General features: G+C 74.6%; 15 protein-coding genes. 5 read left to right on the top strand and 10 right to left on the bottom strand.

The window, feature by feature from the left end; translation table 11 throughout:
- The first annotated feature begins 120 nt into the window (after positions 1-120).
- A complete protein-coding gene (locus IO36_RS22025) occupies positions 121-1,242 on the top strand; it encodes an NADH:flavin oxidoreductase (protein WP_037622286.1) in 1,122 nt (373 codons plus the stop codon).
- Positions 1,243-1,329: 87 nt separating this feature from the next.
- Here the strand turns inward: IO36_RS22025 and IO36_RS22020 are convergent, their stop codons facing one another.
- Together IO36_RS22020 and IO36_RS22015 are read right to left on the bottom strand one after the other, a co-directional pair.
- A complete protein-coding gene (locus IO36_RS22020) occupies positions 1,330-1,530 on the bottom strand; it encodes a DUF397 domain-containing protein (protein WP_037622285.1) in 201 nt (66 codons plus the stop codon).
- Positions 1,511-2,353, bottom strand: a complete 843-nt coding sequence (locus IO36_RS22015; protein WP_037622284.1) for a helix-turn-helix domain-containing protein — start codon at positions 2,351-2,353, stop codon at positions 1,511-1,513. The genes IO36_RS22020 and IO36_RS22015 overlap by 20 nt, the downstream gene beginning before the upstream one ends.
- Positions 2,354-2,474: 121 nt before the next feature.
- On the opposite strand from IO36_RS22015, the gene IO36_RS22010 reads away from it, so the two are divergent.
- Complete coding sequence (locus tag IO36_RS22010; protein WP_037622283.1) at positions 2,475-2,681, top strand: hypothetical protein; 207 nt, start codon at positions 2,475-2,477, stop codon at positions 2,679-2,681.
- Positions 2,682-2,718: 37 nt separating this feature from the next.
- On the opposite strand, the gene IO36_RS22005 is transcribed toward IO36_RS22010, so the two are convergent.
- From IO36_RS22005 to IO36_RS21990, 4 genes are read right to left on the bottom strand one after another with little or no spacing between them, the layout of a single operon-like run.
- Positions 2,719-3,306 (bottom strand): hypothetical protein, encoded by a 588-nt coding sequence (locus tag IO36_RS22005; RefSeq protein ID WP_037622282.1) that lies wholly within the window; start codon positions 3,304-3,306, stop codon positions 2,719-2,721.
- A 34-nt stretch (positions 3,307-3,340) separates the two neighbouring features.
- The gene (locus IO36_RS22000; RefSeq protein WP_051900808.1) at positions 3,341-4,975 is read right to left on the bottom strand and encodes a PTS transporter subunit EIIC; all 1,635 of its coding nucleotides are present in this window, start codon (positions 4,973-4,975) and stop codon (positions 3,341-3,343) included.
- Between the two features lie 16 nt (positions 4,976-4,991).
- Entirely contained in the window at positions 4,992-5,927 is a 936-nt protein-coding gene (murQ, locus tag IO36_RS21995; RefSeq protein WP_037622281.1) for an N-acetylmuramic acid 6-phosphate etherase, read from the bottom strand.
- 42 nt (positions 5,928-5,969) lie between these two features.
- The gene (locus tag IO36_RS21990; RefSeq protein ID WP_078943362.1) at positions 5,970-6,890 is read right to left on the bottom strand and encodes a MurR/RpiR family transcriptional regulator; all 921 of its coding nucleotides are present in this window, start codon (positions 6,888-6,890) and stop codon (positions 5,970-5,972) included.
- A 56-nt stretch (positions 6,891-6,946) separates the two neighbouring features.
- Here IO36_RS21990 and IO36_RS21985 point away from each other — a divergent pair, with 56 nt between their 5' ends.
- Together IO36_RS21985 and IO36_RS21980 are read left to right on the top strand one after the other, a co-directional pair.
- A complete protein-coding gene (locus tag IO36_RS21985) occupies positions 6,947-7,342 on the top strand; it encodes a hypothetical protein (RefSeq protein WP_037622279.1) in 396 nt (131 codons plus the stop codon).
- On the top strand, positions 7,339-7,605 hold the full coding sequence (locus IO36_RS21980) for a DUF4031 domain-containing protein (protein WP_037622278.1): 267 nt from the start codon (positions 7,339-7,341) through the stop codon (positions 7,603-7,605). Before IO36_RS21985 ends, IO36_RS21980 begins: the two co-directional genes overlap by 4 nt.
- 130 nt (positions 7,606-7,735) lie before the next feature.
- On the opposite strand, the gene IO36_RS21975 is transcribed toward IO36_RS21980, so the two are convergent.
- The 4 genes from IO36_RS21975 to IO36_RS21960 all read right to left on the bottom strand — a co-directional run bounded on the left by IO36_RS21975 (position 7,736) and on the right by IO36_RS21960 (position 12,512).
- Positions 7,736-8,842, bottom strand: coding sequence for a GNAT family N-acetyltransferase (locus IO36_RS21975; RefSeq protein ID WP_051900807.1), 1,107 nt, complete (start codon positions 8,840-8,842; stop codon positions 7,736-7,738).
- 20 nt (positions 8,843-8,862) lie between these two features.
- Positions 8,863-10,062: a Cmx/CmrA family chloramphenicol efflux MFS transporter gene (locus IO36_RS21970; RefSeq protein ID WP_037622447.1), complete on the bottom strand. Its 1,200-nt coding sequence runs from the start codon at positions 10,060-10,062 to the stop codon at positions 8,863-8,865.
- Positions 10,063-10,675: 613 nt separating this feature from the next.
- Positions 10,676-11,359 carry an HD domain-containing protein gene (locus tag IO36_RS21965; RefSeq protein ID WP_037622277.1) on the bottom strand — a complete coding sequence of 228 codons (684 nt, stop codon included), beginning with the start codon at positions 11,357-11,359 and terminating at the stop codon, positions 10,676-10,678.
- Positions 11,360-11,525: 166 nt separating this feature from the next.
- Positions 11,526-12,512 carry a helix-turn-helix domain-containing protein gene (locus IO36_RS21960; protein WP_037622276.1) on the bottom strand — a complete coding sequence of 329 codons (987 nt, stop codon included), beginning with the start codon at positions 12,510-12,512 and terminating at the stop codon, positions 11,526-11,528.
- A gap of 109 nt (positions 12,513-12,621) precedes the next feature.
- Here IO36_RS21960 and IO36_RS21955 point away from each other — a divergent pair, with 109 nt between their 5' ends.
- Positions 12,622-13,671, top strand: a complete 1,050-nt coding sequence (locus tag IO36_RS21955; protein ID WP_037622275.1) for a saccharopine dehydrogenase family protein — start codon at positions 12,622-12,624, stop codon at positions 13,669-13,671.
- The last annotated feature ends 192 nt before the right edge of the window (positions 13,672-13,863 follow it).

The raw sequence follows: 13,863 nt of genomic DNA, 5'->3' as shown, positions 1-13,863 counted from the left end.
GGCGCCCGATGGAGCGGTTGACCCCGGTGAGCAGTGGATGCACGTGCACATACCGCGCGGGATCTCCTGCCTCGCAGACCGCTCGACGCCCTGACGACCACCTCTTCGAGGAGCCCCCACGTGACCGCTGACGCCGCGTCCCGCGCCGCCGAGATCCTGTCCCGTCCCGTCGCCATCAACGGCCTGACCGTCCCCAACCGGATCGCCATGGCCCCGATGACCCGGATGTTCTCGCCGGGCGGTGTGCCGGGCGACGACGTGGTCGGCTACTACTCCCGCCGCGCCGCCGCGGGCGTCGGTCTGATCGTCACCGAGGGCACCTACGTCGGCCACGACTCCGCCGGTCAGAGCGACGCGGTGCCGCGCTTCCACGGCGAGGACCAGCTCGCCGGCTGGGCGAGGGTCGCCGACGCCGTGCACGCCGCGGGCGGCACGATCGTCCCGCAGCTGTGGCACATAGGCATGGTCCGCAAGGCGGGCGAGCCGCCCTTCGCGGACGCCCCGCCCGTCGGCCCCTCCGGCCTCTACAAGGAGGGCGCGCAGGTCACCGGCAAGGCCATGACCCAGCAGGACCTCGACGACGTCGTCGAGGCCTTCGCCAAGGCCGCGGCGGACGCCGAGCGCATCGGCTTCGACGGCGTCGAACTGCACGGCGCCCACGGCTACCTGATCGACCAGTTCCTGTGGTCCGGCACCAACCGCCGCGAGGACGCCTACGGCGGCGACCCGGTGGCCCGTACGAAGTTCGCGGCGGAGATCGTCGCCGCGGTGCGCGCCGCGGTCTCGCCCGAGTTCCCCGTCATCTTCCGCTACTCGCAGTGGAAGCAGCAGGCGTACGAGGCCCGCATCGCCGAGACCCCGGAGGAGCTGGAGGCGATCCTCAGCCCGCTCGCCGCGGCCGGTGTGGACGCCTTCCACGCCTCCACCCGCCGTTACTGGATGCCCGAGTTCGACGGCTCCGACCTGAACCTCGCGGGCTGGACCAAGAAGCTCACGGGCAAGACCGCCATCACCGTCGGCTCGGTCGGCCTGGACGGCGACTTCATCAAGGCGTTCGTCGGCGAGGGCTCCCCGGTCAAGGGCATCGACGACCTCCTCGACCGCCTGGAGCGCGACGAGTTCGACCTCGTGGCCGTCGGCCGCGCGCTGCTCCAGGACCCCGAGTGGGCCGCGAAGGTCCTGGCCGGCCGCTTCGACGAGCTCGCCCCCTACGACGCGGCGGCGCTGAGCACGCTGAGCTGACCAAGGCTTCCCGGTGACCCCGGGGGGAACGGGGGAGGGACGGCGCCCGCCGTGACGTGGGCGCCGTCCCTTTTTGCGCTCCTGCGCTCAGCCGAGATGCGCGACGAAGGCACCCCAGGCGGTGGCGCCGAAGGCGATCACCGGTCCCGGGTTCTTGGAGTCCCGGACGGGGACGAGCGTGGGGTGGCCTTGGGCGACCTCCAGGCAGTTCCCGCCCTCGCCCCCGCTGTAGCTGGCTTTGCGCCAGGTGAAGGAGGCGAGGTCGTTCTCACGGGTGTTGGTCTCCATGCTCGCAATCCTGCGCCACGGACTCGATCAGGGCCAGCGAGTCCTGCGGTGAAAGGGCGGCGGCCTGAAGGAGGTTGAAGGTCAGGTTGTGGCGGGCGACGGTTGCCGGATCGTCCAGCAGCTTCCCCATGTCCGGGCCTTCCACGAACGACAGCGGCGGAGCGTCCTCGAACTCCATCAACTTCAGCGGGCCCGTCATCGACGCGTGGGCTCCAGAGCGGAACGGCAGCACCTGAGCAATGATCCGGTGTCGATGGGCAAGTTCCGTGATGTGCCTGAGGGCTGCGGACATCACTGCACCGCCACCGACCCTGCGCCGGAGCACCGCCTCGTCCAGAACCACCCACAACAACGGCCTTGTTGGATTGCCGATGAGTCGCGCGCGATCCAACCGGGCTGTCACCAGCGCCTCGATCTCCTCCTCCGGTGCTGTCGGCCGGTAGGCGCGGAAGATCTCCTCCGCGTACCCCCGGGTCTGCAACAGCCCTGGAATCAGCAGGGTCGCGTACTCCCTGATCGCCGCCGCCAAGGCCTCCGCCTCCGCCGCCTCCACGAAATGGTCCGGGTACTTCGACCTCGCCAGGGCCCTGCAATTGCGCTCGAAGAACCCCTTGGTCCCGAGAATCCCGTCTATCTGGACGGCGTACTCCAGCTGGAGGCGCCGTGTCCCGGACTCCAGCTGGCCGATGAACGAACCGCTCACGAAGAGGGGTTCGCCCAGCTCGGACTGGCTGAGACCGGCGTTCTCCCGGGCGTGCCGGAGCTCCGCACCGATCATCGCGCGGGGGGAGGCGGAGGGGTCGAGGTCCTTGGGGCCGGGCATGGCGACTCCCTGTCGAACAGATGGGGTTGTTGGAGCGCCGACCCTGGCCAGGCTACAGGCGCACCGATCACGCTGGGTGGTGATGAGGAACACTCAGCGTGAAAGGACCGGTGATGTGCGGATGACCTCGGGCGAGGAGTACGCGATCGACGTGCGGGACGGACGGCTCGGACAGGTGATGGGACGCGAGGGCGGCCTCGTACAACTGCGGCCGCCCGGCGGCGGACTGGAGTGGGACTGTCCGCCGGATGCCCTCGGGGAGGCACCGCCGGGCGAGGTGCTGCGGGCCCGGGTGCGGCGGATCAACGCGGAGGGGCGACTGCCGTGACCCGGTCCCGGACCGGGGAGCCGCGCGGGCCGCCCGCCTAGAGGTTGCCCATCGGTTCGATGTCGACCTTGACCGGGGTGCCCCAGATGCGCAGCACCTCGTAGTCGGTGAACTCGTGGACCAGGCGGTACGCCATGCCGGGGCGGGGGGCCCGGCGCTCGGCGGCGAGGTAGCGTTCGGCCTCCTGGCGGTCGCGCCGGGGGGTGCCGCACAGGTTCCAGGTCTGGCCGTTCCAGACCTCCGGGAGCCAGCGCTGCTGGGGCTGGGGGCGGTCGCCGCGGACTCCGTAGCGGGACATCGTCCGGTCGGGCACCTCGTCCGGGGCCGGGGTCCGGCCGTGCCCGTACGCGTCGTTGACCTCGGTGCGGCGGGCGGTGCGGCGGCGCGTCTCGCAGAGCAGGCAGCGGTCGGGGGCGCTCTCGTCCACCGGGCCGTTCGGGTGCTCGGCGCAGCGGGTGGTCGGCGCGGCCGTCGTCACCGTCTCGTCGAGCAGGTCCAGGGCCCGCTTCAGATCCGCCTTGACCTCGTGCAGCCTGGCGTCGGGGGTGTCGGCGTTCAGGGCGTCGCCGTGCTCCCCGAGCAGCCGCAGGGCGCGGCCGAGGGCGGTCAGCTGTGCGTGGTTCATGCCCCCAGCCTCGCACGCGCCGCCGACAGCACGGCTATACGGCGGTCGGTTCCGTCCGGCGGGCCGGGGACCCGCCGTCCGGGTCACCGTCGGGCGCGCCGCCGTGGCCGTCCGCGGGGATACCGCGGAGGCCGAAGAGGTAGGTGGCCGCGAACCCGACGGCGTACCCGGTCAGCAGGCCGCCCGCGTAGACCGCGGCGCTGACGGCCAGGCCCCGGTTGCCGGACAGCAGGGGGAACAGGGCCAGGCCGGAGGGGCCGATGGCCGTCGAGCCGACGCGGTCGCCCAGCATCGAGAAGAAGCCGATGAAGGCGCCGCCCGCCGCCCCGCCCGCGCAGGCCGTCACGAAAGGGCGGCCGAGGGGCAGGGAGACGCCGTAGATCAGGGGTTCGCCGACGCCGAGGAGACCGGCCGGGAGCGCCGAGCGGATCGTCGTGCGCAGCGAGGTGTCGTGGCGCAGCCGGACGTAGACCGCGAGGGCCGCGCCGACCTGGCCGGCGCCCGCCATGGCGAGGACGGGGAGCAGGACGGTGTAGCCCTGCTGCTCGATGAGCGTGGTGTGGATGGGGATGAGGGCCTGGTGCAGCCCGAGCATCACCAGGGGGAGGAACAGGGCGCCCAGGACGAGCCCGGCGAAGGCGCCCGTGGTCGAGAGCAGCCAGGCGGCGGAGGTGCCGATGGCGGCGGAGAGCCGGCCGGCCGCGTACATCAGCGCGTACAGCGTCACCAGGCCGGTCAGCAGCACGGTGAGGGTGGGGGTGACCAGGACGTCCAGGGTGGGCGGGACCCAGGTGCGGCACCACTTCTCCACGTACGTCCCGAGCAGGGCGGCGGCCAGGGCGCCCAGCACGCCGCCCTGGCCGGGGGCGAGGGTGACGCCGAGGACGGTGACCTTCGCGACGCCCGCGTACACGACGACCGCGGCCACCGCGCCGCCGAGGACCGGGGTGCCGCCGAACACCTTGGCCGTGTTGTGGCCGACGAAGACGGCGATGAGCGCCATGAACCCGGCGGCGATGGCGGTCAGGGCGGGGGTGAGGCCCCTGAGCACGCCGAGGTTGACCAGCAGGCCGTTGAGGCCGGCGATCACCCCGCAGCCGATCAGGGCGGGGATCAGCGGTACGAAGACGTCCGCGATCCGCCGCAGGAACAGTTTGAGGGGGGTGGCGTTGCGGCGGGCTCGGGCCGTCTTCAGCTCGGCCCCGCGCGCGGCGAGCAGGCCCGCGGTGTCCGCGGGTCCGGCACCGAACGGGGCGGCCGGCGGCTCCTGGGCCCCGGGGCGGGTGCCGGGCGGGGCGGAACGGTCCGCGGGTCCGGCGCCGGGCGGGGTGCCTGGTCCGCCGCCGGACGGGACGAGGGGAGCCGGGGCCGGCGCTCCGCCGGGTGCGGGCGGGTCGGGGAGGGCGGGCCCGACGGTGGTCAGCAGGGCCTCGAACGACCGGGTCACCCGGGCGACCGTGCCGGGGCCCAGCACGATCTGGCACGAGCCGCCGTCCGCGACGAGGCCGAGGACGGCGGGCAGGGCCCGCAGGCCCGCCCCGTCCACCGCGTCCGGGTCCCGCAGAACCAGCCGGAGCCGGGTCATGCAGTGGGCGACGGAAAGGACGTTCTCGGGTCCGCCCACGAGGGGGAGGATCGCCGCTGCTGTGGTGGAGTCCGGTGTGCGCACTCCCCGAGCGTGCTGGTCAGCCGGCCGAAGCCGCCAGCGCCGCGCGCAGATGGCCCCCCGACTCCTCCAGAAGGCGGGCGGCCGTGGGCCCGTCCACCCCGCCGAGGATCGTCAGGACGGCGTTCTTCACCTCGCCGTCGGTGGCGGCGAGCGCGTGCTCGATCTCCTCGTCGGAGGCGCCGGTGGCCAGCGCGACGATCCGGCGGGAGCGGGCCCGCAGCTTCTCGTTCGAGGCCCGGACGTCGACCATCAGGTTCCCGAACGTCTTGCCGAGCCGGATCATCGTGATCGTCGAGAGCATGTTGAGGACGAGCTTCTGCGCGGTGCCGGACTTCAGCCGGGTCGAGCCGGTGAGCAGTTCGGGGCCGACCACGACCTCGATGCCGTGGTCGGCGGCGGCGGCGAGCGCGCTGTGCGCGTTGCAGGACAGCCCGACCGTCAGCGCGCCCTGCTTGCGGGCGTGCTCGACCGCGCCGACCGCGTACGGGGTGCGGCCTGAGGCGGAGACCCCGACCACGGTGTCGTCGGGCGTCAGCGCGAGCGCGTCCAGGTCGGCCGCGGCGAGGTCCCGGGAGTCCTCGGCGCCCTCGATCGAGGCGACCATGGCGGAGGGGCCGCCCGCGATCACCCCGACGACCTGCGAGGGATCGGTGTTGAACGTGGGCGGGCACTCCGAGGCGTCCAGGACACCGAGGCGGCCGGCGGTCCCGGCGCCCGCGTAGATGAGCCGGCCGCCGCGGGCCATGCGGTCCGCGATGCCGTCGATCGCGGCGGCGATCAGCGGGAGCTGCGCGGCGACGGCCGCCGGCACCGTCGTGTCCTCCCCGTTCATGAGCCGGGCGATCTCCAGCGTGGGCAGCCGGTCGATCTCCGACAGCTCGGGGCGGAACGCCTCGGTGGTCAGCGTCTCCAGCTCAGCTCGAAGATCGCCGTGGTCGGACATGGAGGTCATGGAGAGGCGGCTCTTTCCGATGAGGTCGGTCGTGCGGCGCGGCTATCGCCCGGTGCGCGGGGAGTGGCGGTGCGCCAGGGCCTCGTACGAGGCGGACAGCGCGGGCGCCGCCGTCTCGTAGGTGCGCTGGGCGACCCCCACGAACAGACAGTCCACCACCAGGAGCTGGCTGGTGCGCGACGACATGGCCGCCGGGCGCAGCTCGCTCTCGCGGGCGGCGGACGTGGTGAGGACGTGGTCGGCGTACTGCGTGACGGGTCCGCTCGGACGGCCGGTGACCGCCACCGTCGTCGCGCCGTGCTCGAAGGCGACCCGCAGCGGTTCGATGACGTCGCCGGTCGAGCCGGAGTGCGTGATGGCTATCGCCACGTCCTTGGCACGCAGTTGCACGGCGCCCGTCACCGCGAGGTGCGGGTCGCTGTGCGCGTGGGCCATGACCCCGATCCGCATGAGCTTCTGGACGAGGTCCTGGGCGACGAGCCCGGACGCGCCGACGCCGTAGATGTCGACGCGGCGGGCGGCGGCTATCGCGGCCACGGCGGCGCCGAGCTGGGCGGTGTCGAGCGCGGCGGCGGTGTCGGCGAGGGTCTGCTGCTCGTCGTAGGCGAGTTTGGCGACGACGTCGGCGATCGGGTCGTCCACCGCTATGTCGGCGGTGACGGCGGGCGCCCGGCCCGACTGCTGCTGGGCGGCGAGCCCGGCGAGCGCGAGGCGCAGGTCGCGGTACCCGGGATAGCCGAGGAGCCGGGCCGTGCGCACGACCGTGGCCTCGCTGGTGCCGGTGAGCTCGGCGAGACCGGTGACCGTGAGGGCCGCGCAGCCGGCCGGGTCACCGGCGACGGCCTCGGCGACCCGCTGCATGGAACGCGTCATCGAGGGCGCGAGGGTCCGCACCTTGGCCGCGAGGGCCGCGGGGGCGGGCGGCGCCCCACCGGCGAAAATTTCCTTCACGTCTTGGGTCACATTATGAAAGATATTTTCCTTTGGGGTGCACGGTCAAGGGTGCGCACAATGGGGACATGGACCCCTCCGGCACCCCCCTCAGCCCCTTGGAGCAGGCGTTGCACGCGGCGCGCGCCCGTGTGCTCGCCGACCTCGTCGCGGGCCGGGTCGCCGAGGCGGACGTCGTCTCCCTGGTCGAGGACTCGGTGGTGCAGCGCCGCTGGTGGGTCGAGCAGTGGCCGGACGGCGCCGAGTTCGTCGCCGGGCTCGTCGCCCAGGACGTGCAGGACGCGCTCCTGGAGCGGCACGGACGGTGGCCGCTGTGCCCGGTGTGCTCCACCGGTGACCCGCACGCCCTGGAGGTCGAGCCCGAACTGGGCCCCGATCCGCACTGGGTGTGCCACCAGGCGGGCGTGAAGATCTCCCCGGTGGGCTCCCTCGGCTCGGCGACCGGCACGAACCCGCCCTCGTGACCGTCTACATCGATCCGCCCACCTGGCCGGGGCACGGCCGGGTCTGGTCCCATCTGATCAGCGACGTCTCCTACGACGAACTCCACGCGTTCGCCGAGGAACTGGGCGCGCCCCCGCGGGCCTTCGAACGCGACCACTACGACATCCCCTCGCACCGCTACGCCGACGCGGTCGCCGCCGGAGCGGTGGAGGTGAGCAGCCGGGAGGTCGTCCGGCTGCTGCACGGAGCGGGACTGCGCCGCCGCAAGCGTGCGGCGCGGTGACCGGACGCGGCCGCTTCCGGAGCCCGGCCCCGGCACGGGGTCAGGCGCCTGCACGTGCTCAGGTCCCCGTGCGGGCGCAGACCCCGGCACGGGCTCGGACCTCCGCCCGGGCTCAGGCCCCCGCACGGGCTCAGGCCTCGCGGGAGTAGAGCCTCAACGACGGCTCCAGGCCGTGCAGTTCGTGGGCGACCCGCTCCACCTCTTCTCCCGCCCGGGTGAAACCGGCGCGGGCGATGACCCGTTGCGAGGGGGCGTTCTCCTGCTCGATGGCGGCGAACAGCAGCTTGACGTCGTCGCGGGCGAGGGCCGCTTCGGCCAGGGCCCGCAGGGCCTCGGTTGCGTAGCCCCGGCCGCGGGCGTTCTCCGCGAGGTCGTAGCCGACCTCGGCGCGTCCCTCGTCGTCGGGAACGCCGTGGAAGCCGATCGCGCCGACCGCGAGACCGTCCTCGCGCCGTACGAGCACGAACATCCCCCATTCCGGCCGGTGCACCCCCTTCTCGTAGGCGTTCACGACCGATCCGGCGGCGTCCCGGGTGCCGTGGAACGGGCCGCCCTCGATCCACTCGAAGCCGCCCGTGCCGCCCGCGCGCAGATCCGCCGCCGCGGCCGGGGTGACCCCCTGGAGGGTGAGCCGCTCGGTGCCGATCACCAGGTTGTTGTTCCAGCGCCACCCGGTGACCGCCTCCCGGCCGGGCAGGTCCCCGCGCCCGGTGGCCCACAGAAGCGTGCGCCAGGGGGCGTCGGGCTCGGGCCGGACGTGCGGGAAGATCCGGGCCAGCACCCAGGTGCACAGCCCGGTCGGCGGCTCGTAGGGCAGGCCGAACCCCTCCGCGATGTCGTGCGTGTGCAGCAGGACCTCGGCGACGCCCATCGCGGCGAAGCCCTCGCGGTTCGCGCTGCGGAACGGGTACGGGTGGAAGGCGCGCACCTCGCGCGGGGTCGTGCGGACGGCGGCGGCGAGCAGGGCGCCGGTCGTCTCGATCACCTGGACCACCCCCGCGGGGCCGGTGCCCTCGTCCAGCGTGATCTCGAACGGCACGTACGCCGTCTTCGCCCGCCCCGCCAACTGGCCCGCGTACGCGATGAGATCACTGGCGACGTGCTCGGCGGTCCGCCGGCAGCTCCACTCCAGCCTTCCCGCCCGCGTCCCCTCCCAGTCGCGTTCGGCCGCCGCCCGCAGCAGCGTGGCGCAGCTTGCGACGGCCTCTTCGACCCGGTCCCCGCCCATGTCAGTCATGCCGCCGAGAATAGGACGGATCACGCCCGGGAACGTACGGGATTGTCGGCCCTTCCGGCGGCCCGCGCGTTTGGGCCGCGGCGGTGCGTCCGCAGGGCCACGAGGGTCAGCGCGACGGCGGCGCCGGTCAGCGCCGCGCCCACCCAGGCGGTCGCCGGGTATCCGAGCCCCGCGTCGATGACGGCGCCGCCGAGCCAGGGACCGGCCGTGTTGCCCAGGTTGAAGGCGGCGGTGGTGGTGGCGCCCGCCAGGGTCGGGGCGGCCGCGGCGAGGTGGAACATCCGGGCGTTCAGGGCCGGGGCGGTGCTGAAGCAGGCGACCCCGAGCAGGAAGGACAGCGGGACGGTCGCGACGGCGTACCGGCCGAGCAGGGCGAACGCGCAGAGGACGACGATGTCGGCCGCCATCCCCCAGAGCAGGACCCGGAACGGATGGGCGTCCGCGAACCGCCCGCCGAGCGCCGTCCCGGCGATGGCGCCCACCCCGAACAGGGCGAGCACGGTCGGGACCCGGCTCTCGTCGAGGCCCGAGACCTCGGTCAGCAGCGGGGCGAGATAGCTGAAGGCGCAGAAGACCCCGGACGCGGTGAGCGCGATGGTGACGACGGACAGCCAGACCCGGCCGTCGCGGTAGACGAGCAGCTCCCGGCGCAGCCGCGGCCGCTCGCGCGGGGGTGCGATGGGCGGCACGAGGGTCACGATGCCGACGAGCGCGACGGCGGACGCCGCCGCGACGGCCCAGAACGCGGCCCGCCAGCCGAGCGACTCGCCGAGGAACGCGCCCGCGGGCACCCCGAGCACGTTCGCGACCGACAGCCCGCCGATCATCACGGCGAGCGCCCGCGCCCGCGAGGTCACCGGCACCGCCGCGACGGCCACGGCCGCCCCGACCGCCCAGAACCCCGCGCAGGCAAGAGCACTGACGACCCGTGAGACGAACAGAACGGTGTACCCGGGCGCGAGGGCCCCGGCCACCTGGCCGAGTCCGAAGACCGCGATCAGGGCGACGAGGGTGGTCCGCCGCGGCAGCCGGAGGGTGGCCACGGCGAGCAGCGGCGCGCCGACGACCATGCCGATCGCGAACGCGGAGATCAGCAGGCCCGCCCGCGGGATCGTCACCCCCAGGTCCCGCGCGATGGACGGCAGCAGCCCGGACAGCATGAACTCGCTGGTGCCGAGGGCGAAGACGGACAGGGCGAGGACGTGCACGGCCAGCGGCATACGGGGCCGCCCGCCGTCCTCGACGCCGTCCGGGCCGAAGTCGGCGCTGCCCTCGGCGGAGCCGGCGGGTTCCGGCGCGGAGCCTGAGCCGGCGGGTTCCGGCGCGGAGCCTGAGTCGGCGGGTTCCGGCGCGGAGCCTGAGTCGGCGGGTTCCGGGCCGGGGCCGGCGGCGGCCGGGGCGGGGGAGGGAGGGCCGGAGGCTCGGCGGGCTGCGGCTATGTCCGGCTTCAGGGGTCCGGGACTCGGAGGCATGCCTCCTTGGTACGGGCCCGGACGCCCGCCGTCCAACGCGTTTCCCACGCGGCCGGCATGGGCGTCCGGCGCCCGGCCTTCCCGGCGGGCCGGCGGTGCGCGGTGCCTGGCCTTCCCGCGGGTCGGCGGCGCGGGCGGGCGGGGGCGGTGCGTGGTGTCCGGCGTGGTCCGCGGTGTCTGGCTTTCTGCGCGGCGGACGGCCTTCCCGCCCGCCGGTCATGCCGGCGGACAGCCGTCCGGTGTGCCGGTGGAGCCCAGCGCCTGGCCCCCCACGCGCCGCCGGAGCGCCGCGCCCGGAGCCGAGCCGGCCGCCGGGATCCGTGCGCCGGGAACCGGGCGCCGGGATCAGGCCGCCGGAGCGTCAGGCGCCGGTCAGGGCCCTCAGTTCGTCCTCCATGTTGCGGTGGGCCGGGCCGGTCCAGGTGCGTTCCCCGTACGGGGTCCTGAACAGCTGCGGCAGGTCGAGGAGTTGGCGCAGTACCGCCGACCGGCCGACGCGGAAGGCGTCGTCGGGGACGAACCCGTACTCCTCGCGGACGGCGGCCGTGTAAGCGGCGTACGCGGCCGGGGGCGAGGCCAGGACCGCGAGGTCCGCGTCGCACAGGACGGCGCCGTCGCCGTCGCCCTCGGCGGGGTCGTGGGTGACGGTGAGCCGGACGAGCCGGGCGACCTCGGCCGTGCGGTCCGGGGCGACGCCGAGTTCGGCCAGCGCGCGCTCCGCGAGCCGGGCGGAGCGTTCCTCGTTCTCCGAGCGGTCCGGGAGGTAGACGGCGTCGTGGAACCAGGCGGCCAGGCGCACGGCGGCCGGATCCCCGGCGCGCTCCCCGTGGGCCTCCAGCTCGTCGATGCGGTCCAGGACCGCGAGGAGGTGGTCGGTCGTGTGGTACCGGCGCTGCGGTTCGGCCCAGCGGTCCAGGAGGTTGTCCGCGTAGGGTCCCGGCGCCGGGCCGGACCCCTCGGCGTCGTCCCGTGCGGCCGCGACGGTGTCCTCCCAGCGCTTCGTCAGTTCCGCGCGGGCCGGGTGGCGGGTGCTCTCTGCTGCCATGGAGCCATTGTCCCCGCCGCGCCCGGGCCGATCGCCGACGGTGTCGGCCCAGGTGCGGTCCGCCGCGCCGAGGCCGCTCGCCGACCCGCCGGCTCAGGAGCTGCCCGCCGTGCCAAGGCCGCCGGCCGTCGGTGCCGGCTCAGGAGCGCCGGCCGGCCGTGCCCGCTCAGGAGTGCGCCGGGTGCGGCTCCCCGTCGTCGGCCGGGCCGGGGCGGGTCCGTGCGCGGAAGGTGCGGCGGTAGGCGTCCGGCGGCACGCCGACCGTGCGGTTGAAGTGCCGGCGCAGGGTCGTGCCCGTACCCATGCCGGTGGCCGCCGCGATGGTGTCGACGCCCGCGTCGGTGGTCTCCAGCAACTCCTGGGCGTGACGGATCCGTTGGACGAGCAGCCACTGGAGCGGGGTGGTGCCGGTCACCGCCCTGAAGTGGCGGCCCAGGTGCCGCGAGCTCATCCCGGCCCGGCGGGCCAGGTCCTCCACGGTCAGCGGACGGTCCAGCCGCTCGACGACCCAGGGGAGCAGGTCGGCGAGCGGGTGCTGTCCGGGCGCGGGCACGGGCGTGCTGACGAACTGGGCCTGGCCGCCGTCCCGGTGCGGGGGCACGACCAGGTTGCGGGCGACGGTGTTGGCGACCGAGGAGCCGTGGTCGAGGCGGACCAGGTGCAGGCACAGGTCCATGGCGGCGGCCTTGCCCGCGGAGGTGAGGACGCCGTCGTCGTCCACGTAGAGGACGTCCGGGTCCACGTCGATCCGGGGATACCGGGCGGCCAGGGCCCGGGTGTGCGCCCAGTGCGTGGTCGCGCGCCGGCCGTCCAGCAGGCCCGCGGCGGCCAGGACGAACGCGCCGGTGCACAGCGAGGCCACGCGCGCGCCCGCCTCGTGGGCCGCCCGCACCGCGTCGACGAGGGCCGCGGGCGGTTCCCGGTCGACGTCGGCCCAGCCCGGGACGATCACCGTGTCGGCGCGCGCGAGCCGGTCGAAGCCGTGGCCGGGCTCCAGTCGGAACGGGCCGACGCGCACGGGCTCGGGTCCGCAGAGCGCGAGGTCGTACCAGGGGACCCGCACCGCGTCCGGCGCCGGTCCGAAGACCTCGCAGGCCAGGCCGAGTTCGAAGTGCAGCATCCCGTCGGTGACGGCCAGGGCGACAGAGGGCATGTCCGGAATTGTACGGGGCACGTCGTTCCGGACACTCGTCCGGGGAGCCTGTCCTCGCCAGGATGTCCCTGACGGATCAAGGCAGTTCACTTCGAGTGGGGGAGAACCCATGGAGTCGGGGCAGGCAGTGACGGTGTACGGCGCGTACGGGCACACCGGACGGTTCGTGGTGGCCGAACTGCTGCGGCGCGGGTTCACCCCGGTCCTCTCCGGCCGGGACGCGGGGAAGCTGAAGGACCTGGCGGCCTCCCTGCCGGGCGCGGACGTCCGTCCGGCGGCGGTCGACGACCCGGCCGCGCTGGACGACGCGCTGGCCGGGTCGGTGGCGGTGGTCAACTGCGCCGGGCCCTTCGCCACGACGGCCGCCCCGGTGGTCGAGGCGGCCCTGCGCGCCGGGATCCCGTACCTGGACGTGGCGGCCGAGATCGAGGCCAACCTCGACACGTTCACGCGCTTCGCGGAGCGTGCGAAGGCGGCGGGAGCGGTGGTCGTCCCCGCGATGGCCTTCTACGGCGGCTTCGGCGACCTGCTGGTCACCGCCGCGATGGGCGACCGGACCGCGGCCGAGGAGGTCCACGTCGCCTACGGGCTGAGCGGCTGGCACCCCACGGCGGGGACGCGGGCGGCGGGCGCGGTGTCCCGGGAGCGGCGCGGCGGCCGGCGCGTCCGGTACACCGGGGGAAGGCTCGAGTACGTCGAGGGCGCCCTGCCCGCCCTGGAGTGGCCGTTCCCCGGCCCGCTGGGCCCGCGTGCCGTCCTCGGCGAGTTCTCCATGGCCGACGTGGTCACCGTGCCCAGCCACTTCGCCGTCGGGGAGGTGTGCACCTACATGACCGTCGAGGCGGCCGGGGAGCTGGCTGCCCCGGACACCCCGGCCCCGAGCGCCGCCGACGCGAGCGGGCGGTCCGGGCAGACCTTCGTCGTCGACGTCGTGGTGCGCTCGGACGGGGAGGAGCGGCGGGCGGTGGCACGCGGCCGGGACATCTACGCCGTCACCGCGCCGCTCGTGGTCGAGGCGCTCGACCGGATCCTCACGGGCCGGACCAGGACCGTCGGAGTCGCCTCGGCCGGCGAGATCTTCGACGCCCCGGACTTCCTGCGCGCTCTGTCCCCGCACGTCTCGGTCGAACTCCCCGGCTCGGGCGGTGCGGGCGCCTAGGGCCTGCCTGACCATTCCCGTCTGCCCGGCGACGCCATGCACGCCCTCTCGCCGCACCGGCCCCAGACCCGAGTACATCCAGTACGCGGGCCCGGGGCCGGCACGCCGAGAGCACGCTCCCCCGAGCTCTCGGCTTCGCTCGAGCAGGGGGCACCCCCATGACGCCGCCGGGCCGCCCTCCGGGCGACGACG

This window comes from Streptomyces aureus (assembly GCF_000725495.1).
GTDB lineage: Bacteria > Actinomycetota > Actinomycetes > Streptomycetales > Streptomycetaceae > Streptomyces > Streptomyces aureus_B.
This window is presented reverse-complemented; position numbering and strand designations above follow the sequence as displayed.